General features: G+C 74.6%; 18 protein-coding genes. 4 read left to right on the forward strand and 14 right to left on the reverse strand.

All coding sequences use genetic code 11. The annotated features are described in order from the left end of the window. Positions 1-70: 70 nt before the first annotated feature. The 14 genes from ACIBJE_RS11745 to ACIBJE_RS11810 all read right to left on the reverse strand — a co-directional run bounded on the left by ACIBJE_RS11745 (position 71) and on the right by ACIBJE_RS11810 (position 16,803). Positions 71-850 carry a hypothetical protein gene (locus tag ACIBJE_RS11745; RefSeq protein WP_396746783.1) on the reverse strand — a complete coding sequence of 260 codons (780 nt, stop codon included), beginning with the start codon at positions 848-850 and terminating at the stop codon, positions 71-73. Positions 851-863: 13 nt separating this feature from the next. Further along, on the reverse strand, positions 864-2,273 hold the full coding sequence (locus ACIBJE_RS11750) for a hypothetical protein (protein WP_396746786.1): 1,410 nt from the start codon (positions 2,271-2,273) through the stop codon (positions 864-866). A gap of 88 nt (positions 2,274-2,361) precedes the next feature. Continuing rightward, on the reverse strand, positions 2,362-4,416 hold the full coding sequence (locus ACIBJE_RS11755; RefSeq protein WP_396746789.1) for an NADase-type glycan-binding domain-containing protein: 2,055 nt from the start codon (positions 4,414-4,416) through the stop codon (positions 2,362-2,364). Continuing rightward, positions 4,413-4,949, reverse strand: a complete 537-nt coding sequence (locus ACIBJE_RS11760) for a phage tail protein (RefSeq protein ID WP_396746791.1) — start codon at positions 4,947-4,949, stop codon at positions 4,413-4,415. The genes ACIBJE_RS11755 and ACIBJE_RS11760 overlap by 4 nt, the downstream gene beginning before the upstream one ends. Next, positions 4,949-6,889: a putative baseplate assembly protein gene (locus ACIBJE_RS11765; protein ID WP_396746794.1), complete on the reverse strand. Its 1,941-nt coding sequence runs from the start codon at positions 6,887-6,889 to the stop codon at positions 4,949-4,951. The genes ACIBJE_RS11760 and ACIBJE_RS11765 overlap by 1 nt, the downstream gene beginning before the upstream one ends. Continuing rightward, positions 6,889-7,317: a GPW/gp25 family protein gene (locus ACIBJE_RS11770; protein WP_396746797.1), complete on the reverse strand. Its 429-nt coding sequence runs from the start codon at positions 7,315-7,317 to the stop codon at positions 6,889-6,891. Before ACIBJE_RS11770 ends, ACIBJE_RS11765 begins: the two co-directional genes overlap by 1 nt. Positions 7,318-7,325: 8 nt before the next feature. Continuing rightward, positions 7,326-9,254, reverse strand: a complete 1,929-nt coding sequence (locus ACIBJE_RS11775; protein WP_396746800.1) for a phage baseplate assembly protein V — start codon at positions 9,252-9,254, stop codon at positions 7,326-7,328. Then, a complete protein-coding gene (locus ACIBJE_RS11780) occupies positions 9,251-10,378 on the reverse strand; it encodes a phage tail protein (protein WP_396746803.1) in 1,128 nt (375 codons plus the stop codon). The genes ACIBJE_RS11775 and ACIBJE_RS11780 overlap by 4 nt, the downstream gene beginning before the upstream one ends. A gap of 33 nt (positions 10,379-10,411) precedes the next feature. After that, on the reverse strand, positions 10,412-10,897 hold the full coding sequence (locus ACIBJE_RS11785) for a phage tail protein (RefSeq protein ID WP_088980492.1): 486 nt from the start codon (positions 10,895-10,897) through the stop codon (positions 10,412-10,414). A gap of 28 nt (positions 10,898-10,925) precedes the next feature. After that, positions 10,926-14,141 (reverse strand): DUF4157 domain-containing protein, encoded by a 3,216-nt coding sequence (locus tag ACIBJE_RS11790; RefSeq protein ID WP_396746808.1) that lies wholly within the window; start codon positions 14,139-14,141, stop codon positions 10,926-10,928. Positions 14,142-14,156: 15 nt separating this feature from the next. Further along, positions 14,157-14,387 carry a DUF6760 family protein gene (locus ACIBJE_RS11795; protein WP_396747621.1) on the reverse strand — a complete coding sequence of 77 codons (231 nt, stop codon included), beginning with the start codon at positions 14,385-14,387 and terminating at the stop codon, positions 14,157-14,159. After that, a complete protein-coding gene (locus ACIBJE_RS11800) occupies positions 14,324-14,740 on the reverse strand; it encodes a hypothetical protein (RefSeq protein ID WP_396746811.1) in 417 nt (138 codons plus the stop codon). The genes ACIBJE_RS11795 and ACIBJE_RS11800 overlap by 64 nt, the downstream gene beginning before the upstream one ends. After that, positions 14,727-15,209 (reverse strand): phage tail protein, encoded by a 483-nt coding sequence (locus tag ACIBJE_RS11805; RefSeq protein WP_088980495.1) that lies wholly within the window; start codon positions 15,207-15,209, stop codon positions 14,727-14,729. Before ACIBJE_RS11805 ends, ACIBJE_RS11800 begins: the two co-directional genes overlap by 14 nt. Positions 15,210-15,240: 31 nt before the next feature. Beyond that, entirely contained in the window at positions 15,241-16,803 is a 1,563-nt protein-coding gene (locus ACIBJE_RS11810; RefSeq protein ID WP_396746814.1) for a phage tail sheath family protein, read from the reverse strand. A 178-nt stretch (positions 16,804-16,981) separates the two neighbouring features. Here ACIBJE_RS11810 and ACIBJE_RS11815 point away from each other — a divergent pair, with 178 nt between their 5' ends. From ACIBJE_RS11815 to ACIBJE_RS11830, 4 genes are all read left to right on the forward strand, one after another. Next, complete coding sequence (locus tag ACIBJE_RS11815) at positions 16,982-17,593, forward strand: Pvc16 family protein (protein ID WP_396746817.1); 612 nt, start codon at positions 16,982-16,984, stop codon at positions 17,591-17,593. A gap of 149 nt (positions 17,594-17,742) precedes the next feature. Next, entirely contained in the window at positions 17,743-19,101 is a 1,359-nt protein-coding gene (locus tag ACIBJE_RS11820; protein WP_396746820.1) for a hypothetical protein, read from the forward strand. Beyond that, a complete protein-coding gene (locus tag ACIBJE_RS11825; RefSeq protein ID WP_396746823.1) occupies positions 19,098-19,772 on the forward strand; it encodes a LuxR C-terminal-related transcriptional regulator in 675 nt (224 codons plus the stop codon). Before ACIBJE_RS11820 ends, ACIBJE_RS11825 begins: the two co-directional genes overlap by 4 nt. Positions 19,773-19,806: 34 nt before the next feature. Then, positions 19,807-20,199, forward strand: a complete 393-nt coding sequence (locus ACIBJE_RS11830; RefSeq protein ID WP_396746826.1) for a PAAR domain-containing protein — start codon at positions 19,807-19,809, stop codon at positions 20,197-20,199. Positions 20,200-20,375 lie beyond the last annotated feature (176 nt).

Raw genomic sequence — 20,375 nt, forward strand, 5'->3', positions numbered from 1 at the left:
TGGGGCGGCCGGCGCGGAACCGGTCCGGTGGGTCCGGGTGGCGGCGGGCCTCGCGGACCGCCGCCTCCGGTCAGACCAGCTCGAACTCGCGGGCCAGGTACTGGAACCTCTCGACGGTGAGCACGGTCGCGAGGATCTTCTCGTCCTCCTCCGAGAGGTCGTCCGCCTCGTCGTCGAGCACCTTGGCGAGGACCTGGCGGGCGACGTCCGGGTCGATGTGGCTGAGCGGTTCCTGGTGCGCGATGTCCGGCTCGTCGGCGGTCACGGTCCCCGGGTCGGACCCGGTGACCGGGTCGTACTCCGCCGCCGTCGGATGGTGCCCGACGGACGGGTCGTGCCCGGTGCCGTTGTCCTGCTCCGTCCACTGCTCCTGGCCGGTCCACTGGTCGGATCCGGTCCACCCGTCCTGGCCGGTCCACTGGTCGTGCGACGCCCACTGGTCCTGCTCGTCGTACGCCTGCTCGTGGTACGCCTGCTCGTCGTACGCCTGGTCGCCGGCCTCCGGGTCCTGGTAGGCGGCGGTGGTCCAGGTCTGCACCACCGAGTCGATCACGCGCGCCATCTCCGCCGCCGGTTCGCCCATCTCGTCGACTGCGAAGATCTCGGCCGGCGGCACCGAGCTGGCGTACTGGTAGACGGTGTTGTAGAAGTCGGCCAGCCACTCGTTGTTCTGGTACCAGTTCGGGTCGCCCCAGCGCTCGCCGAGCAGGCCGGGCAGCATCTCCCAGCTCGTCTCCGGCTGCTCGGCGAGGATTCCGCCGACACTGACCGCCGTCCAGTTCAGGTAGGGGTACGCGTCCGCCAGGCTCGCCGGGCCGGTGGGGTCGAAGGTCTCCGGGTAGTTGCTCATCTCGGCTCCCCTGTCAACTCGTCACGGTGAAGTACTTGTTGCTGTCCTGGTCGAGCAGGCGCAGCACCGGGTTGCCGGACTGGTCGACGCCGAGCCGGAAGTCGCCGTGGTTGTCGTGCGACTGGGACTTGCCCACCGCACCCGCGTGCTGGGCCCGCCAGTTGATCCTCACCTGGGCCCCGACCTGCCCGTTGACCTCCTCGATCCGGGCACCGAAGCGCAGCGTCGACGTCTCGTGGAAACGGTTCTTGATCGCCTTGATGTCGTACTTGGTCCCGTCGTCGCCGACCACGAGCGGATCACCCGCGACGGTGTCCAGCACGGTGATCGACACGTCCCGGAAGCTGCTGTACCGCACCCCGTTCTGCTGGACCACCTGCCGGTTGCCGGCCTGGTCCGGGTCGGTGAAGTAGGAGACCAGGGTGTAGCGGAGCAGCAGCAGCACCCTGATCTTGGTGCGGACCTGACTGCCCATCACACCGCCGTTGCGGACGTACTCCAGCCGCATCGCGCCCTGCCGGCCGTTGGGATCCGCGCGGGCCACCACGCCGTTGGCGGCGGCGCTGTCGACGGTGAGCGTGTCCGGACCGTTGAGCTGGTCGAACCCGAACACCCGCAGGCTGTCGTGCGCGTGGGCGGCGAGCGCGTTCGCGTCCTGCCCGGCACCCCGGACGATCTGGGTGGCGGTGAGCAGGGACACCTTGCCGGCCGGGGCGTTGGCCGCGCCGATCCGGCTCGGCCGGTTGTGTACCCGTCCGCTGAGCGGCGTGATCCGGAAGTGCTTCTCGGTCCGGCCCTCGCCGGGCGCGTACTCCAACAGGCCGTTGCTGTGCACCAGGAACGAACCGACGTCGTTGTGGTTCAGCGCGAGGGTCGCGCCCATGACGGTCTTGGCCTGGTGCTGCACGCGGTAGTTGAGCCGGAAGTGCGGCAGCCCGGTGGTGACCGGCGTGGTGTCGAAGACGAGACTGCCGACCTCGTTGAACTTGTTGAACGGGTTCCGCCCCCGACCGGTGGCCATCAGCGAGATGCCCAACCCCGAAATGCCCCACATCGGATAGTCGGCGAGGAGGTTCAGGTGGCGGGTCCGCAGGTCCTGACCGGCCTTGGGTACGTAGTCGAAGGTGGTGAACCGCACCAGCAGTTCCACGCAGACCCGCTTCTTGTCCGTCACGCCGATGCCCCGGCGCAGGTAGCGCAGCCAGTAGACGTGGTCCACGGACTGGCTGCCCCGCACCATCACGACCTGTCTGTCCCCGAGCGGGTTCGGCGAGGCCAGCATCTCCAGCGGCATCTCCTTCTCGAAGCGGGCGTCGTTGAAGCCGGTGACCTGGAACAGACCTTCGGTCAGTCCCCTCGCCTGGCCGGTGATGAACCCGGTCAGGCCGGCGGCGGTGTTCAGGGCGAGGGCTACTTCTGCCACGGAAATCCCTCCGTCTCAGGTGGACCGCCGGACGGGTGACCGGCGGTGGTGGTCGTGGCGCGGCGGGCCGCGCCGCCGGGGAGCGGTGTCACTCCCGGGCGAAGAACTCGAGTTCGCTGACGGCCACGTCGGTGCCCTTCTCGGCCCGGTAGACGTCGGTGACCTGGATCTGCACGCTGGTCACGCCCTTGGCGGCGGTCAGCGTGAGGGTCTGCGGTTCGCCGGTGTCCTGCACGGTCAGCGTGTCGGAGCGGTTGGTGGACCAGACCAGGTGCAGCTTCGCCGGCCGGTGCGAGGCGGTGTAGTTCTCCGCCGTGCCGGCGATGACGATGAGCCTTTCCAGGTCGACCTTCTCGCCGAAACGCAGGGTCACCGTGGGCGGCCGTTCGGCGTTCCAGCGCACCTGCCAGTGCGTGTTGCGGTACTGGTCGACGGTGAGATCCGGGCCCTGGTCACGGACCGACTCGCTGCCGGTCACCTCCACCGGTCGGGCCGCCACGAACCGGGGGTTGAGCTTCCGGTCCACCCAGGCGCGGGCGTCGCGCACCGGCGGCACCACCACCGCGTTGACCCGCTCCCGCAGCGGCGGGTAGACCAGGTACGCGATGCCGAGGGCGAAGAGCACCACCGCAGCGATGCCGTTGACCCGCTGGTAGATGGTCTGGAGCACGCCGCCGGCCCCGCCCGAACCGCCCCCGCCCGGGGTGCCCGGACGCACGCCCGCCTCGGTGACCTTCGGCCCGCGTCGCGGCAGCAGCCGCTGCCACCAGCGACGGCGGACCACCTCGGCGGTACGCAGCGAGTCGCCGCAGCGGCTACAGAACCGGCGGGTCGGCGGGTTGCCCTCGCCGCACTCGCCACAGACCAGGTCGCCCGCTTGCAGGCGACGGGTGGGCGCGCGCCGGCCGGTGGTGGCGGTACGGGGCCGGACCGGCTGCGGCGTCACCTCCTCCGGCTCGGAGTCGACCGGGCCACCGGCCCGGGACCGGCCGGACGTCCGGCCCTTGGTCGTCCGGTCCGCCGGGTCGACGGACGCGGCGTCCGTGGCGACCAGCGCACGGGTGTGCGGCGCGGCGAGCGCCTCCCGGTGGCGGGACGGCGGGGACGACGCGGGGTCCACGTCCTCCGCCGGGTCGACGACGTCGACCGCAGCGCGCGTCTGCTCCGACGCGGTCGGCTCGTCCTCGGGCGTACCGTCCTCGGCCGGAGTGGTCGACTCCGGATCGACAGGTGTGGCGTGGGGCGTCGTGGACCGTCCCGGTGGCACGGCGCCCAGCGGGCCGGGACGGAGACCGGACGGGCGTTCCGCCACGGTGGGCAGCCGCGCGTTGGCGACGCCGGGTGGTGGCGGCGGCAACCGGCGCACCGGCGCAGTCGGCCCCACCCCCGGTGCACCCACCCCTGGTGGGCCCGGACGGGTCCCGGCCGGACCGGCCGTCCCGGGCGGTCCGGTCCGGATCCCCGGCGCACCGGCCGACCCCGGCGGCCCCGGGCGGGTGCCGGACGGCGCGGGCCGGGCCGGCGCAGCTTCCGTCCCGGGCGGGGCCGACCGGGGACCGGGCCGGGTTCCGGGCGGACCACCCGTTCCTGGCGGACCGGTACGGGGCACGGCCGGCCCGGGTCCGACGCCGGGCGGCAGCGGACGCGCGGTGCCGGGCGGGGACGGACGGCCGACGCCGGGCGGGGGCTGGGGTCCACTGCCGGGCGGACGGCCGACACCGGGCGGCAACGGACGTCCACCGGGCGGACCTGCGACACCGGGCGGCAACGGACGTCCGGTGCCGGGCGGGCCGGGACGTGGGCCGGGTGGGGCGGCGGGACCGCCGGTGCCGGGCGGGCCGAGCCTCGGGCCACCCGGACCGGGGCCCAGGCCGGGTCGGGCCCCCGGGCCCCGGGCCGAGCCGTCCGATACCCGGATCACCCCGGTGTCGACGGCGGTCCCGCCCGGGGGTGGTGCGATCACCCCGGCGATGCGCTGCAACAGCGTCGGCCGGTGCCGGATCTCCTGCTCCGCCTCCTCGACCGCCTCGACGTCGATCTTCGGCGTGGTCTTCTCGCCGGTCCACTCCAGGAAGCTCCCGCAGGAGCCGCAGAACGTGTCGGCGTCCCCGTTGTGGTTGCCGCACTCACGACAGATGATCACGGCCCGAACACCTCCAGGGTCGTCGCGACATGGGCCGGCACGGCGGCGCGGATCAGCTCCGCCAGGGCGTGCCGCGGCACCCGGTCGGGCTCGGCCGTCCGGACGCGGACGTGCAGCCCGGCCGGCGGCACCGCTCCGGTGGGCGGCTGCGGGCGGGTCGACCAGGAGACCCCGGCCGAGTCCACCAGCTCCACCTCGCCGCCGGTGGCCAGTTCCAGCAGCATGCGGAGGCCGGCCACGGTGCCGCGCAGCCGGTGCGTGGCCACGGCGGCGGCGACCATCGCGCGCTGCCGGTCCAGCGGCCAGTTCTCGTCGAGGTGCGCGCCGACCCACTCGCCGAGCCAGAGCAGGAAGTCCGGCGGCGTCAGCCACGGGTCGAGGTACGCGTCGAGGCAGTCCAGGGTGGACACCACCGGGGCGAGCACCTCGTCGAGGCCCTCGGTCCAGCGCACCAGCAGGTCGTCCTCCTGCAACAGGGCCGGCAGGAACCCGGCGATCGGGTACGGCATCCGCACGTCGGCCAGGCCGCGCATCAGTGCTCCTCCACCCGCAGCTGGTGTTCGAAGGAGAAGACCAGGCTGTCCGGCTCCAGGTCGATCCGGCCCGCCTCGGCACCCCGTTCCCCGGTCACCGGGTTGGCCCCGAACAGCCGCAGGTCCTCCACCAGCTCCACGCCCCGCACCCGTTGCAGCACCGCGAAGAGTTCACCGGCCTGCACCGGACGCCCGAAGGGCCAACCCCGCCCGTCCGGGCCGCCCCCGGCCAGCGGGCTGAGGAAGCCGTACAGGGCGGCGAGCCCCTCCTCGCGGACCCGGTCCACCCGGACCCGGGGCCGGGCGACCACCCGGGCCACCACGGTCACCCCCCGGTACCGGGGCGGCTCGACGACCACCCGGGTGCCGATCAGCCGGGTCTCGTCCAGCCGCCCGGCCACCCGGGCCAGGCTCGCCTCGGCCGGAATCAGGTCCTCCAGCCGCAGCCGGCCCCGTTCGGCGGGGGCCGCCGGCACGACCAGGATCCGGGCCACCGGCGGGCCGTCGCCGCCGCTGGGCACGCAGCGCACCCGGGCCAGTTCGGGAGCGGCCTCGCGGGCCAGCACCTCGTGGTCCTCGGCGGTCACCGCCCGGTCCCGGCTGCGCAGCGTCAACGGGCCCCGGCGACGCGCCTCGTCCAGGGTCTCCCCGTCCACGCCGCCGCCGGCCGGGTGGCGGTTCTCCACCCCGGCGACGTACGGGATGCTGGTGCGCAGCGCGCGGACCGCGCCCGCGCCGACGTTGCCCCGGCTGCCACCTCCCACGGCGTAGCGGCGCAGCCGCAGCCGGCTGCCCCGGGGCGGTACCGCGCCGTGCCGGCGTAGCGTGCCGTCGCTCTGGCGGACCGCCGGACCGAACACCACCTCGCCGGTCATCCCGTCGAGCAGGAAGTGCGCGTCGTCCGGGCCGCTGGCCGCGAAGTGGTCGACCAGGGTCCAGGACTGCCAGCCGTCGTCGGAGCTGACCTCCAGCACCGGGGCGCCGAGCCCGACCAGCACCGGCCGGCGGGACAGCGGGAACCGTTGGCCGGGCACCCCCTCCGAGTCGCCGATCTCCTCGTCGTCCACCAGGTCGGCGTGGACGGCGTCGGTGGTGCCGCCCACCGTGTTGGCGGCCAGCCCGAGGATCACCGGCGAGGCGCTGTAGCCGGGCTGTCCCTCCTCGGGCGACACGACCCGGGCCCGCAGCCAGCCGGCGAGGGTGCCGTCGACCAGGGTGGCCTGGTGCCCCTCGGGCACGTGCAGCAGGATCGCCCCGGGCCGGTTGAGCGCGCCGGTTTCGTCCAGGCTGACCTCGCACCCGTGCCAGCCGTCGGCGCCGCGTGCCTCCCAGCGCAGCGGCGGGTGCAGCGGGTTCACGCCGACACCGTCGACCCGACCCTCGAACTCCAGTCGCACCGCGCAGCCGCCGACCGCCCGGTCCAGGCCGACCAGCAGTTCGTCGCCGGGCTCCGGGACGGCGGAGAACGCGACCACCGGTCCGCCCACCTCCAGCGCGGCGGTCTGGTCGCTGATCCCGTCGGCGGTGCGCACCCGCAGGTGGGTCAGGGCGCAGGGCGGCACGGTCAGGTCGTCCAGGGTGGTGAAGACCAGCGGTTCGTCGCCGTCGGCGGCGGTGACCGCCTGGGTGCCGGCCGGGACGACCTGGGTGGCCCGGGCCGGCGTGGAGAGCCAGAACGTCAGCGTGGTCCGGGCTGCGGTGGGCGGCACCAGGCGCACCCCGACCAGTTCCAGGAACTTCACGTAGAGCCGGTCGGGCACCCGGTTGAGCCGGTAGATGAGCTGGTCGGTCAGGGACGCGAACGTCTCGATCAGGGTCACCCCGGGGTCGGCCGGGTGCAGGTCGGTCCACTCGGGGCAGCGGTCGGCGATCAGCTGTCGGGCGTCACCGACCAGGTCGTCGTAGCCGCGGTCGTCGAGCGCGGGAGCGGGCAGCGCCATCAGCCGAGCACCTCCGCCCCGGCCGGGACGTCGTCCCCGGGCAGGGTCCGCAGGTCCAGGTGGAGGCTGTGCGGTTCGTCGGTGCCGCGTACCCGGTAGCGGACCTCGATGTGCAGCAGCCCGCCGCCGGCCGACGGGTCGTCGGTCACCGCGACCTCGTCGATCTCGGCCCGGGGTTCCCAGCGATCGAGCGCGGTACGGACCTCCGCCGCGACCGCCCGCCGGGTCTGCGCCGTGGTCGGCTCGAAGACGAAGTCGCGCAGCCGGGAGCCGAACTCCGGCCGCATCGGACGTTCCCCCGGGTAGGTCGCCAGGATCACGCACATCGCCTGCTCGAGCAGGGCGGTTCCGCTGACCGTGGCGAGCCCGCCGTGGGGTTGGACGCGCAGGGGGAAGGCACACCCGGTGCCGATGACGTCGGCCTGCATGGCACTCCTCAGTTGAGCTGGATGGGTTTGCCCTTGATGGCGGTCGCCGCGGTGCCGCTGATGGTGATCTGCGTACCGTCGATGTCGACCGTCTCGGCCTTGAGCTTCAGGCTGGTGCCGCCGTCGAGGGTCATGCTCCCGCCGGGGCCCGCCTTGATCTCCACGGCGGTCTGTCCGGTGCACTCGATGACCAGCTTCCCGGGCTTGTCAGGGGCACAGCGCAGGGTGACCTCGCCGGCCACCGCGTCCATGGCGAGGGAGAGCTTGTCGCCCTTCGTACCCAGCACCACGTTGGCGGCGGTGGGTTGGCCCTTGCCGCCGGGCGGCACCTCGTCGTGGAAGACCAGCCGGTTGCCGGACGGCGAGAGCAGGCCCCGCCGGATCACCGAGCTGGTCTGGCCGACCGACTTGACGCCGCTCGCGCCGGGTTTCGTCGAGGAGGTCTGCGCGCCGTCCAGGCCGTACCCGGTGTGCCGGCTGGGCAGGCTGCCCAGCACGTACGGCCGGCGGACGTCGCCGAACTCGAACGCCACCAGGACCTGGTCACCCGGCTCGGGGACGAAGAACGCCCCGCCGGCCGGGCCGGCGAAGAGCTGCCCCACCGGGGCCCAGTCGGTCTCGTGGTCCGGCGTCAGCCAGGGCAGGGCGAGTTTCACCCGGCCCAGGTTCTGCGGGTCCTTGACGTTGCTGACCACCCCGCAGACCACCCCGTCGATCCGGGCCGGGCCATCCGTCCCGTCGGCCGCCAGCCCGAGCAGCGAGCGGTCCTGGGTGCCGCCGACGGTGAACTCGGTGCGGTACCCCTCCTCGGTGTCGTCGAAGACGTGCCGGGCGGCGCTGAGCGTCCACGTGCCGGCGAACGGGGCCGGCACCCCGTCCACCCGGACCGCCCGGCCGGCGACCAGTCGGGCGTCGCCCAGCGCCTCCCCCTCGGCCTCGGCGAACGAGCCGCCGACGGTGGCCGCGAGGCTCGCCGCCACCTGGCGTGCCGCGCCGTCGGAACCGTTGGGGACCGGCAGGCCGCGACCGACCAGGACGTGTGCCCGGGGGCCCGGGGCCGGCCCGACGTCGCCGACGGCGCTGTTGCCGGCGCGTGGGGGCGTCGGGGTGGCCCGGGGCACGAAGGGGTCGGCGGCGGCGGTCGGGGTCCGGCCCCCGCCCAGGCTGACCCCGGCGGCGGTGGTCCCGGTCCGGCCGGCCACCACGGTCGCGGCGACCGGGTCCCAGGTCCGCACCTCGACCTCCGGGGCGAGGTTGCCGGCGGTGACCCGGGGCAGGAACCGGCGGAGGTTGCCCCGGAAGGTCAGCGGCAGCGGGCTGCCGGCCCCGCGCACGGTGGCGGCCCGGCGGAAGTGGAACCGGTCGCCGTCGGCGCCGACCTCGTAGCCGATCTCCCGGGCCCGGCCGGCGAGGAACTCCCAGTCGGTCTGGTCGACCTGGGAGAGGTGGGCCATCGTGCCGCCAGTGGCGTCGATGGTGCCGACGGTCAGCTTGGCGGCGGTGGCCACCTGGCGGGCGATGTCCGAGTCGGACTGGTTGAGGAAGGTCCGGGTCCGGCGGACCCGGTGCAGCCGGTGGTCGTGGGTGTAGCCGCGCACCACCACGTACGCGGCGAGGTCGACGAAGCGGCCCTCCAGGGCGGTCACCTCGCCGCTGATCAGCCGCTGTTCGGTCGAGCCGTCCTGGGTCGGGCCGAACACCCGCACCACCGTGCCCAGTTGGAGACCGGCCCGGGTGAGCAGGTCACCGGCCAGGTCGACGAAGGTCAGCTCGAACATGTCCGGCAGCGCCAGCTGGGTGTCCACCACCACCCGGACGAGCTGCTCGGCGACCGCCGCCGGCAGGTCCCGGTCGGCGGCGCCGGTGGTGACCCGGGGGCGCAGGGTGGCCGTACCCCAGATGAGCTGGTGCCGGCCGATGCCGGCCGCCCCGCTCACCGACGGGCTCCGACGGCCGCGCCCCGGGCCTGGGCCCGCATCGGGTCGTCGATGCCGCTGGCCGCGGCCCGCTGCCGCCACTGGGCCGGGTCGGTGCGTACCGCCCGGGCCGGCAGCGGCGCGCCGCCCCGCTGCGGGAAGACCTCCCCCTCGGTCACCACCAGGTCGAGGGTGGCCTGGGCCCGGATCGGCTGCCCCTCGCCGTCGAACCGGGTGAGGTTGACGTTCAGCGTGCTCAGGTTGACCGTCATGGAGAGCTTTCCCCAGCGGAAGGTGAGCTTGGGCAGCACGGACTGGCTGCGGCCCTGGCCATCGTCGGTCTTGGTCTGGCCGGAGAACGCGATCAGCTTCTGCACGTCCTGGGCCACGCCGGCCCCGACCAGCAGCACCTCTCCCGCCATCACCCGCAGCGCGTCGTCGGAGGCGAGCACCAGTCCCTTGCCCTGCCCGATCACCTGGCTGGGCCGGGAGGAGCGGGTGATGGTCATCTTCGCCGGGTTGTAGGAGAACGCGACCGTGCCCAGCGTCGGCGACGATAGCTCGGCCGTCTCCGCCCGGGCCTGGAGGTCGGGGAAGAAGCCCTCGTGCACCAGTTCCAGGCGTTCCAGCGCCACCTGGTTGGTGTCGGCGGAGAGGTCCGGGCCGGCCCAGGAGGCCGGCCGTACGCCGTAGAGCAGCCAGCTGTTGACCGGCTCGCCGTCGGCGTCGAGGAGGGTGATCCGGGCGGTGGTCCGGGTGTCGTCGCCGGTGCCGTCCTGCCAGGAGCGCAGCACCCCGACCAGCCACTGCTGCAACTGCGCGGAGTGTTCCCGGTGCACGGCCCGTTCCAGCACGACCGGCGGGTAGCTGACCTCACCCGGGAGGTGGTATTGGGCGACGTAGTCCCCGGTCACCCGGACCACCTCGGGCCGGAAGTCGGCCCGCAGCCCCCGGCAGGACCGCCAGAGCCCGAGCTGCACGTCGCCGATGGTCACCTGGAACCGCATCGCCAGGCCGAGCTTGTCGGTCCGCCGGACTCCCGGCCCGCTGCGGAACAGCTGCATCAGGCCGCCGGAGGTCAGGCCCTGCGCCGTCTGGCTCGGGTCGCCCAGCATCCCGCCGAGCTGCCCTGCGGAGAGCGCCATCGGTGTCCGTCCTTCGGGTTCGAGAGATGCGGGTCAGAGGGAGAAGGCGACGTCGTCGTCGAGGAACCCGGTGTGGGCCAGTTCGAGGGTCTCCACGGCCACCCCGGACCGGCTCGGGTCCAGCTCGGACACCGACCAGCCGACCGGGAAGAAGTGCTTCAGCTCCCAGCCGACGATCTTGAGACCGAGACTGTCGACGAGCTGGATGCTGCCGCTGAGCGGCCGGTACCGCTTGGCCTGCTGGCAGAGCCACTCCTGCACCACCTGGGAGTCGAAGCAGACCGCCCGGCTGAGCCGGATCCGGCTGTAGTTCGGGGTCCCCACGTAGGTGAAGAGGTCGTTGCTGTCCCCCGCGCGGTACTCGCAGACCTGCCAGGTCACCCCGAGCCCGGAGACCCGGGACCAGGAGCCGAGGTTGTAGCGCTCGTCGTCGATGACCACCAGGTAGCGGTGGTTGACCCCGGTGACCTCGAAGAAGCCGCCCAGGAACCGGGCTCCGGTGGAGAGACCACCCGCCATCGTCGCGTCCTCCTCGTCGTCGTCGGGTTCACGGGAACCGGGTCAGTCGCCCGCTGCGTTCCCGGTCGACCAGCAGTTCCTGGCGGAGCCGGCCGCGCAGCCGCCCGTAGAGGCGACCGGCCAGTTCCTCCAGGTCGTCGGGGTTGTCCAGGTCGACCGCGCGGGCCGGAGACCGGTCGGGCCGCAGGCCGGCATCGTCCCGGTCGGGACGGGCCGCCAGTGCCTTCTCCCGGCCGGTCACGGCCCGCAGCTCGCCCCGGAGCTGTTCCACCGCCGCGCTCACCTCGGCGAGCCGACCGCTGCTCCGGTCGAGCGCGGGTGGGCTGGTCGCGGCGGCCACCTCGGCGCGCAGCGCGGCCAGGGCGGCAGCGCCGTCCGGGGTCGGTTCGGGCCCCTCGCCTCCGATCGCGTCCTCCTGCCGGGCCACCTCGGCCCGCACCAGGTCACGCAGGTCGGCCAGGGCGTCGGCGGAACCGCCGACCGGGGCCCGCTGGAGCGGCGGGCCGCTGCCGGGCGACCCACCCGGGTCGGCCCGCCAGGTCAGGCCACCCCCGGCGGTGGTCCCCCAGGTGCCGACCGGTCCGGCAGCGCCCTCGGAGACCGGGCTGCCGGCAACGCCGACCGGCGCGAACGCCCCGGTGGACGGTCCGGGGCCGACCAGCGGCAGCGGCGGCACCGTCGCGCCGACACCGGCCGGCGGCGCCCCGTCGCCGAAGGCGTACTCGGCCGCCAGGGCCCGCGCCTCCAGATCCCGTCCGGCCCCGGTCGACTCGGCCGGGGGCGTCGCCCCGAGCACCCGCTGCTGCACGACGTGGGCCAGTTCGTGGGCGAGCAGGGCCCGGACCGGCGGCGCGTCGAGCGGGCCGACCTCCGCCGGCAGCAGGACCTCACCGCCCCGGGTCGCGGCCCGCGCCCCTGCCTGCCGTACCAGGGCGGTGGCCGCCGGCCCCCGGCGCACCGGCACGTCCGAGACGTCGACGCCGTACCGCTGGCGGAAGCCGTCCACCAGCGTGGCGGGCACCGGGGTCAGCGGCTCGACGCCGAGCGGCGCGACCGGCGCGGGCGGCGGCGGCACCCGCGCCGGCAGGTCGGGCAGGACCGCCCGGTGCCGCAGCGGCACCGCCGGACGCTCCGACCGGCCGACCGGTGGCGGTCCTGCCGGGTGCACACCGGGCCCGGCCACCGGTACGCCGGGCGACCCCTGGTCGGTCCGGACCGGTACGGACGGGTACGGCGACGTGCCGCCCTCCGCCGCCGGCCGGGGGTCGGGGGAACTGTCGGACACCGACGGTCGTGGTGCGGCGAGGCCCTGGCCGTCCGTGGCCGGTGCCGGTCCGGCAGCGGAGGCCGACACCGGCCACGGGTCCGCGACCACCGGTGTACCGGTGGCGGGCCCGGCCGGGGGTGCCGGGCGCCGCGCGGGCGGGGTGGGTTCGTCGGTCGGTCCCGTCCCGAATCCGGCCGGCGCCACGAGCCCGAGGGCCGGCGGCTCGACGGCCCGGGTTGCCACCGAGGCGGCGGGCCGGGGCGGGGACCACGGATCGGTGGGTGCCGCCTCCGCCATGTCACCGGCCGACGGGCCGGGGAACGGCGGCGGCAACGGCGGGAGACCAGCCGGGTTGACCGGTGGTGACGCGGGCGGGTCGGCCGCCGCCGTGTCGTTGTCCGACGCGGCCACGGGATACCGCACGTCCGCCGGGCCGGGCGGCGTCGAACGGGGCACGTCGGGCGGGCCGGACAGGACCCCCGGGCGTGACACGTCAGGCCGGACGGACGGAACCGTCGGACGGGGCACGTCGGGCCGGCCGAGCAAGGCCGCCCGAGGCCCGACGTCGGGCCGGACACCCGGCGTGCGGAAGCCGGACGGCGTGGCGGCGGTGGCGTCGGGCTGGTCGGGCGACACCGGCCGGGCCGGTGGTGGGGCGTCCGCCCGCCGGGTCAGGAACCGGGCCGGCGACAACGCCGGGGACCGGTCCCCACCGGCCGGACGCCCGGGAGCCGCCTCGGGCACGGTCGGAACGGCACCGGATCGGGGCGTGCCCGGCCGACCGGCAGCCGCCGGGAATCCGGTTGGGTCACCGGTCGGGTGGGGCGGTGCCGGCTGCCGCCCGACACCGACGACCTCATTCGGGAAGGCGTAGCCGGGGCGGCCACCGGTCGGGGCGTCCTCGCCGGAGCGTCCACCGGTCAGAGCGGTGTCGCCGAGGTGTCCACCGGCCGGGGCGACCGGCACCTCCGGCTGGGCGGCGGCACCCGGTGGTCCGTCCGGTCCGGGAGCGTCCGGCGTACCCTCCGCTGCCGGGGCCGGTCGGGGCACGACGGCGCGGGCGGAGCGGGACCGGGACACCACCTCGACCGGACGCGGCGTGGTGCCGCCGGGCAGGCCCGACGGTTCGCCGGGAACGGTGCCGGCCTCCGGCACCCGGTCGGCGGGGCGCGGCAGCGGATTCTCCCGCCGGGCGGCGGCACCCGGTACGGGTCCACCCGCCGCGCGGGCCGCCTCCGCCGCCCGGGTGACCTCCGCCGCGCGGTAGACGTCCTCGAAGCCGGGCGGGGGCCAGACCTCGACGGCGGGCAGGCCGGCGGCGGCGAACCGGGCAGCGGTACGGGCCGCCTCGTCGGGTTCGTCGGCCGGGGGCACCTCCCCGGTCGGCCCGGCGGGCGGCGCGATCACCCCGACCGGGCCGGCGTCCCGGGCGGTGTGCTCCGGCGCGCGGGGCGGACCGACGGCATCCCCGTCGGCCACGGTCAGCGGGGCCCGGACGGAGACCGGGGCGACGACCACCGGCAGGGTGCGGGGCGCACCCAGCGGGTCGGGGGCGGTGACCGGTGGCGCGACCCGGGCGGCCGGATGGCGTCCCTCGTCGGCGCGATCGGCCGGGTGGGGGCTGTGATGGCCGCCGGCCGGGTGGGGATTGTGATGGCCGGTGACCGGGCGGGCGGCGGCGAGGCCGGTGACCTGGCCCCGGGGCACCGATCCGGGGTCGGGTGTGGCCGGTGCCGCCAGCAGCGGCTCGCTCGCCGCCACCCGGGGCACGGTGACGGTGACCATGGCCGGCCCCGGGGCGACGGTCAGCGGGAGGGCCGCCAGCCGGGTCCAGTCGCGGCGCGCGGGTGCCGACCCGAGGGTTCCGTCGACCGGCGCGGTCCCGTCCCCCGGTCCGGTCGATCCGGCGGCGGGCGATCCGACCGGTGAGTCGCGGCGCGACCGGAACGGTCGGCGGAGCCGGAACGGCCAGGCCATGACGCACCTCCTCGGTCAGGTCGGAAACGGGTGTCGCGGTACGGCGGGGCGGTCGAGCTTGCGGATCTCGGCGAGCAGCCGCACCCGGTCGGGGTGTTCGAGGTCGAGGATGCTGTCGAGGGACCAGTGGAGGTGGTGGGCGACGTACGCGACTTCCTCCCAGAGCTGATCTGTCGCGTACGTCAGGATCCCCCCGGCGCGGCCCCCGCCACGTCCACCGCGAACTCGCCCCCGCAGTGCGGGCAGGCGACCTCGGCCTCGGTGTGGCCCTGCTGGTTGATCCGCCGGTAGAGGTCCTGGAGGAAGGCCAGGTCGGAGGCGAAGAGGCGTTCGATCACCGCCGTGTCCACGGCCCGTACCGCGCCGATCCGGGTCACCGTCTGGGCCAGCAGCAGCACGGTGAGGAACGCCGGGTTCTGCCGTACCCGGGGATCGCCCTGGGGGTTGATCTCGTCGCGGGCGGTGGCCAGCCGCATCACGCCCTCCCGGTGCACCCCGCCCCGGTCGTCGACCAGGCCACGGGGCAGCACGAACGGGTACTCGGTGCGCAGGCCCGCCGCCGGTCCGACGGCGGGCTCGGCGAGGTCAGATCCGCGCATTGAAGTCGAACAGGTCGTCGCACATCAGCGTGACCGTCTGGTAGACGATGTCGGTGGAGCCGGCCTTGACCCCGCTGACCTCCACCTTCGCCGGCCAGGCGTTGGTCATGATGTACGTCAGCCGGGCGTCGCCGTTGAGGTCGTCACCGGGGCCGTAGAGCTTCAGCGCGCAGTCCCGGTACGCGTCGTACATCAGGTTGCGCACCTTCTGGTGCCAGAGCCAGAGGTCGCCGTTGAGGTCGAGCCCCCGCTTGAGGGTGACCGTCGGCGGCTTCGTCCGTCCGAAGTGCCGGGAGAAGATCGGCCCGGTGGGACCGGCGGCCATGTACTCCGCGTTCTCCACCTCGCTGCTGATGCCGACCAGCTCGGCGAAGTTGATCGCCGTCATGCCCGGCACCTCCAGCCGGAAGACGGCGGCACTGATGATCTCGGTGTTCTGGCGGGGGTCCTGGGTACCCTGACCTGCCATGGTCGTCCTTCCTGGTTACGTCGGGGGCGGATCAGTCGTCGCCCGCGCCGTGCGAGAGCTGGGAGAGGCGGAACACCACGAACTCGGCCGGCTTGACGGGCGCGATGCCGATGTCGACGGTGAGGATCCCGGCGTCGAGGTTCTCCGGCGGGTTGTTCTCCGCGTCGCACTTGACGAAGAACGCCTCGGACCAGGTGTCGCCCATCAGGGCGCCGCTGCGCCACACCCGGCGGAGGAACATCGTGATGACCCGGCGCACCGCGTCCCAGAGCCGGGGGTCGTTCGGCTCGAAGACCACCCAGTTGGTGCCGAGCAGGATGGACTTCTCGATCCAGTTGAACAGCCGCCGGACGTTCAGGTAGCGCCACTCGGCGTCGCTGGAGAGCGTTCGGGCGCCCCAGATCCGGATGCCCTGGCCGGGGAAGGCCCGGATGCAGTTCACCCCGGTCGGGTTGAGCTGGTCGTGTTCGCCCTTGGTCAGGCCGCTCTCCAGGGCGAGCGCGCCCCGGATGATCTCGTTGGCCGGTGCCTTGTGCACGCCCCGGGTGTCGTCGTTGCGGGCCCACACCCCGGCGACGTGGCCGCTCGGCGGCATGAACACCGCCCGCCCCTGCGCCGGGTCCATGATCTTGATCCACGGCCAGTAGAGGGTGGCGTACTTGGAGTCGTAGCCGGCGACGTCCTGCCGCCACTCCTTGAGGCGTTGCGGGTGCAGCCCGGGCGGCGGGTCGAGGATGGCCACCCGGTCGCCCATCAGCTCGCAGTGCGCGATCATCGCGAGCTGGACGGCCTTGAACGCCTCGTCGTCGATGAGCCCCCGCTGGTAGGCGGCGGCCAGGTCGGGCACGCTGAGCATGGTGACGTCCTCGATCGCCTCCAGCCCGGCGAAACCGGTCCGGTCGCTGACGTCCCCGACGTAGTCCTCGGCGCGCACCCGCAGGTCGCCGTCGGCACCGGTGGTGGCCGGCAGCCCGGCGGTGGCGAGGGCGACCTCGGCACCGCGCCGGGGCGGGGCGAGCGTCGCGCCCTTGACCTCCTCGATCTGGATCAGCTTCGACTGCTGCTTGACGGCGGTGACCACGTTGCCGGAACCCCGGCGGGTGGTCAGGTTGTCCAGCGTCTCGACCGGCTTGCCGGCCTGCTTCACGACCAGCTTGAACGTGTCGTCGCCGCCCTCGGAGGCATCGGTGACCTCGACCGAGAGGTCCTGCCCGGCCGGACCGGGCAGGGCGGCGCGGACGGTGAAGGAGAGCTTCCCGTTGTCCCCGCCGGCCGGCACCGCCGCGGTGGCGTACGCCCCGTCGCCGCCCGCCGGCCCGGCGTCGCCGCCGGTGGTTCCCACCCGGACGACGTACGCGGAACCGCCGCCGTTGAGGAAGTACCCGTAGACCGACAGGGGCAGGAACGCACCGGCCACGAACCCGCCGAAGACGCGGGTGTACTGCGACCAGTTGGTGACCAGGGTCGGCTCGTTGACCGGCCCCTTCTCGGCGAAGCCGACGAACGCGGCGACGGCCGTCCCGACCGCTTCGATCGGCCTCGACCCGGAGGACACCTCCTCCACGTAGACGCCCGGCGACAGATACGTCGGCATCGAACCTCCTGTACGACGGTGTGTTGCGGCGAGCATGCCAACGGTGCGCGGTCGGATCCGTTGCCCGCCGGACCGCCACGGGGGTAGGCCGTACTGCCCCGAAGGGCACCGGATCCGCCCCACCGGCCTGCCCGCCCGCCGAGCGCGGGACCGCCCCGGTGACCGGCAGGGTGACCGGGTGATCTGGGATGTCGACCTGTCGGTCCGGGCCTGGCTGGGCAGTTACCTGCCGCCGGGGGTGCCCGTGGTCTTCGACCCGCCGGACCGCTGCGCGCACCTTGACGGCGAGCGGGTCTCGGCCTTCCTGCTGGACGTCGAGGAGGACTCCAACGGCGTCTCCGCCACCTGGGACGACCTGCGGGACGCCAACGGCCAGGTGACCGGACGCCGCCCGCCGGGGCGGCGTTACCGGTTCAGCTACCTGCTGACGGCCTGGGGACCGGACACCGAACGGGAACACCGTCTCCTCGGTGACCTGCTGGTCGGCTGCGCGGGGTGCACGGCGCTGCCCGCCCGTTTCCTCGCCGGGGCCCTGGCGCGGGCGAACCAGTCGGTGGTGGTGCGCAGCGCCCCCCGCCGCGAGGGGGACACCGGCTCGGCGTGGGTGGCGCAGGGCGGGGCGGCCCGGACCGGCCTGCACCTGCAACTGCTCGTCCCGTTCGTCCCGGAGGCGACGGCCGACCTGGCAGCGGCGCCACGCGAGGTGAGCGTCAACAGCGCCGGCCGGTCCGGCGGCGCCGCCGCTTCCCGCGCCACCCGCCGTCCGGGCCGGATCAGCGAACCCGGCTGAGCGCCGAGCGGACCGGGATGTGCCCCACCGGACCCGGCGCGGGCCGGACCTGCGGGCCCCCGGTTGCCCAATGAGGTACCGACGGTTGCCCGTTGGTGTTCCTCGATCGCGGTACTGCCGGCCCCCGCCGCCCGGCGAGACTGCGCGGCATGAGCGTCGCAGTGGGACTTGCCGAGACCGAGCTGACCGTCGCGCCGGGTGGCGAGGTCAGCTGCACCGTACGGGTGCGCAACACCGCCTCCGTCGTCGACCAGTTCACCCTCGACGTGGTCGGCGACGCCGGGGACTGGGCCGAGGTCGAGCCGGCGACGATGAACCTGCTACCCGGCACCGAGGAGGAGGCACGGGTCACCTTCCGGCCGCCCCGCTCGGCCGCCGTCCCGGCCGGCGACGTCGACTTCGGGGTACGGGTCCGGGGCCGGGAGGACCCGGACGGCTCGGTGGTCGAGGAGGGTCGGGTCACCGTCGGGCCTTTCGTGGAGCTCGCCACCGAGCTGGTGCCCCGGACCTCCCACGCCCGCCGGTCCGGCGCCCACCAGCTGGTCGTCGACAACACCGGCAACACCGAGACCACCGTCGAGGTGCTGCCCACCGATCCGGACCGGCTGCTGGACTTCCGGGTCCGGCCGGCCGCGCCCGTGCTGCGGCCGGGCACCGCCACCTTCGTGAAGCTGCGGGTACGCCCGAAGAAGCGGTTCCTGCTCGGCCCGGACCGCAACCTGCCGTTCCAGGTGGCCGTCACCCGTCCCGACACCGAGCCGATCACCTCGGACGGGATGCTGGTGCAACGGGCGCTGCTGCCCGCCTGGTCGCCCCGGGTGGCGCTGGTCGCCGTCGCGGTGACGGTGGCCCTGGTCGCGCTCTGGTTCGCGGTGCTCAAACCGACCGTGCAGTCCACCGCGAAGCAGGCGGCGCAGGTCGAGACCCAGCAGCTCAACCAGGAGTTGAGCGAGGAGGTCGCCGAGGTCAAGACGCAGGCCAGCGAGGCGGCGCAGACCGCCGAGAAGGCCGAGCAGGCGGTGACTGGAGGCTCCGCCTCGCCGAAGCCGAGCGCACCGGCGAGCCCGACGGACGGCGCGGGGAGCGGCCGGGGCGGCCCGGGCGGAACGCTGGAGAACGCCGATCCGGAGACCGCCGCCGACTTCCGGGTGGCCACCAGCGCCTCCCCGACCTCGAACGAGTTCGCCCTGTCCACGTACCGGCCGGCGGCGAAGAAGGTGCTCTGGGTGACCGACATCGTGCTCCAGAACCCGCACGGCGACGCAGGTGTGCTCCAGATCCGGCGGGGGGACACCGTGCTGCTGGAGACCGGCCTGAACAACTTCCGCGACCTGGACTACCACTTCGTGCAGCCGCTGAAGTTCTCCGCCGATCAGCCGGTCACCGTGGCCGTGAAGTGCACCAACCCGGGCAGCACGCCGTGCACCCCGGCGGCGTACTTCGCCGGCCAACTGGTGCCGGTCGCGCCGGAGGCCAGCCCGTCCACCAGCCCCGGCGCCGCCCGATGAGCGGCCGGCCGGAGTCCGACGTCGCCCCGGTGCGCACCGCGGTCCGCGCCCGCGACCCGATCTCCCAGGCCGGGGTGGTCGCCCAGCTCGGTGCCGATCCGAGCGACCGAGATCCCGCCGGGGTCCGCCCGGTGGTGGTGACCGCCGACGACGCCACGGCGGACGTGCTGGTGATCGTCGGGGACACCGTGGACGAGTGGCTGCTGGCCCAGCTCGACGCGCTGGCCGCCGCACCCGGCGGGGCACCCCGACCGGTGCTGGTGGTGGGGCAGCTCGACGACACGGCCGGGCTCCAGGCCATCGAGGCGGGCGGGCTGAGCATGGTCCGGCGTACGGAGAGCACCGCGCCGCTGCTGCGCGAGGTGGTGCGGGCCGCCGCCCGGGGCGAGGCACGGCTTCCCACCGACCTGCTCAGCTCCCTGCTGACGCGGGTGGGACGCGCGCAGCGGCAGGTGCTGGCCCCCCGGGGCCTGACCATCCTGCCCCTGTCGCCCCGGCAGCTCGCCGTGCTGCGCATGATCGCCGCCGGGGCGGACACCGCGACGATCGCCCGGGACCTGTCCTACTCGGAGCGCAGCATCAAGAACATCGTGCACGAGATCACCGTCCAGCTCGGCGTCCGCAACCGGACCCAGGCGGTCGCGCACGCCATCCGCGAGGGCCTGATCTGAACGGCCGAACCGGCCTACGAAAGGAGCGCCAGGCGTGGGCGTACCCGCGGCGAAGCTCGGCGACAAGGTGGTCGGCACCGACACCCACATCATCATGGTCCCGTCCCCGGGCGGGCCAGTGCCGACTCCGACCCCGATGCCGTTCTCCGGCACCATCGCCACCGGGTGCAGCACCGACGTGCTGATCGAGGGGAAGCCGGCCGCCGTGGTGGGCAGCGGGGCACAGAACGCGCCACCGCACGTGCCGACCGGCGGCCCGTTCCAGGTGCCGCCGACCAACCAGGGCACGGTCCTCGCCGGCAGCCCGACGGTGCTGATCAACGGCAAGCCGGCCGCCCGGCACGGCGACAAGGTCAACACCTGCAACGACCCCGCGCCCCTGCCGAACGGCACCATCGTCGCCACCGGCCAGGTGCTCGTCGGCTGAGGGTGGTCGGATCGAGTGTCATCCGTCCCGCCGAGGGTCCTCCGGCTCGGTTCCCGCACTCCGCTGCCGTGGTTCCTCGGCTGCGCGGAGGACGTCGCGGGCGGCGGTCGCCACCAGGCAGCCCGGGGTACGGCAGACCGGGCAGCGTCCGTCGGGTCCGGCTCGATGCTGGCGGA

Source organism: Micromonospora sp. NPDC050187, assembly GCF_044459745.1.
Classification (GTDB): Bacteria; Actinomycetota; Actinomycetes; order Mycobacteriales; family Micromonosporaceae; genus Micromonospora.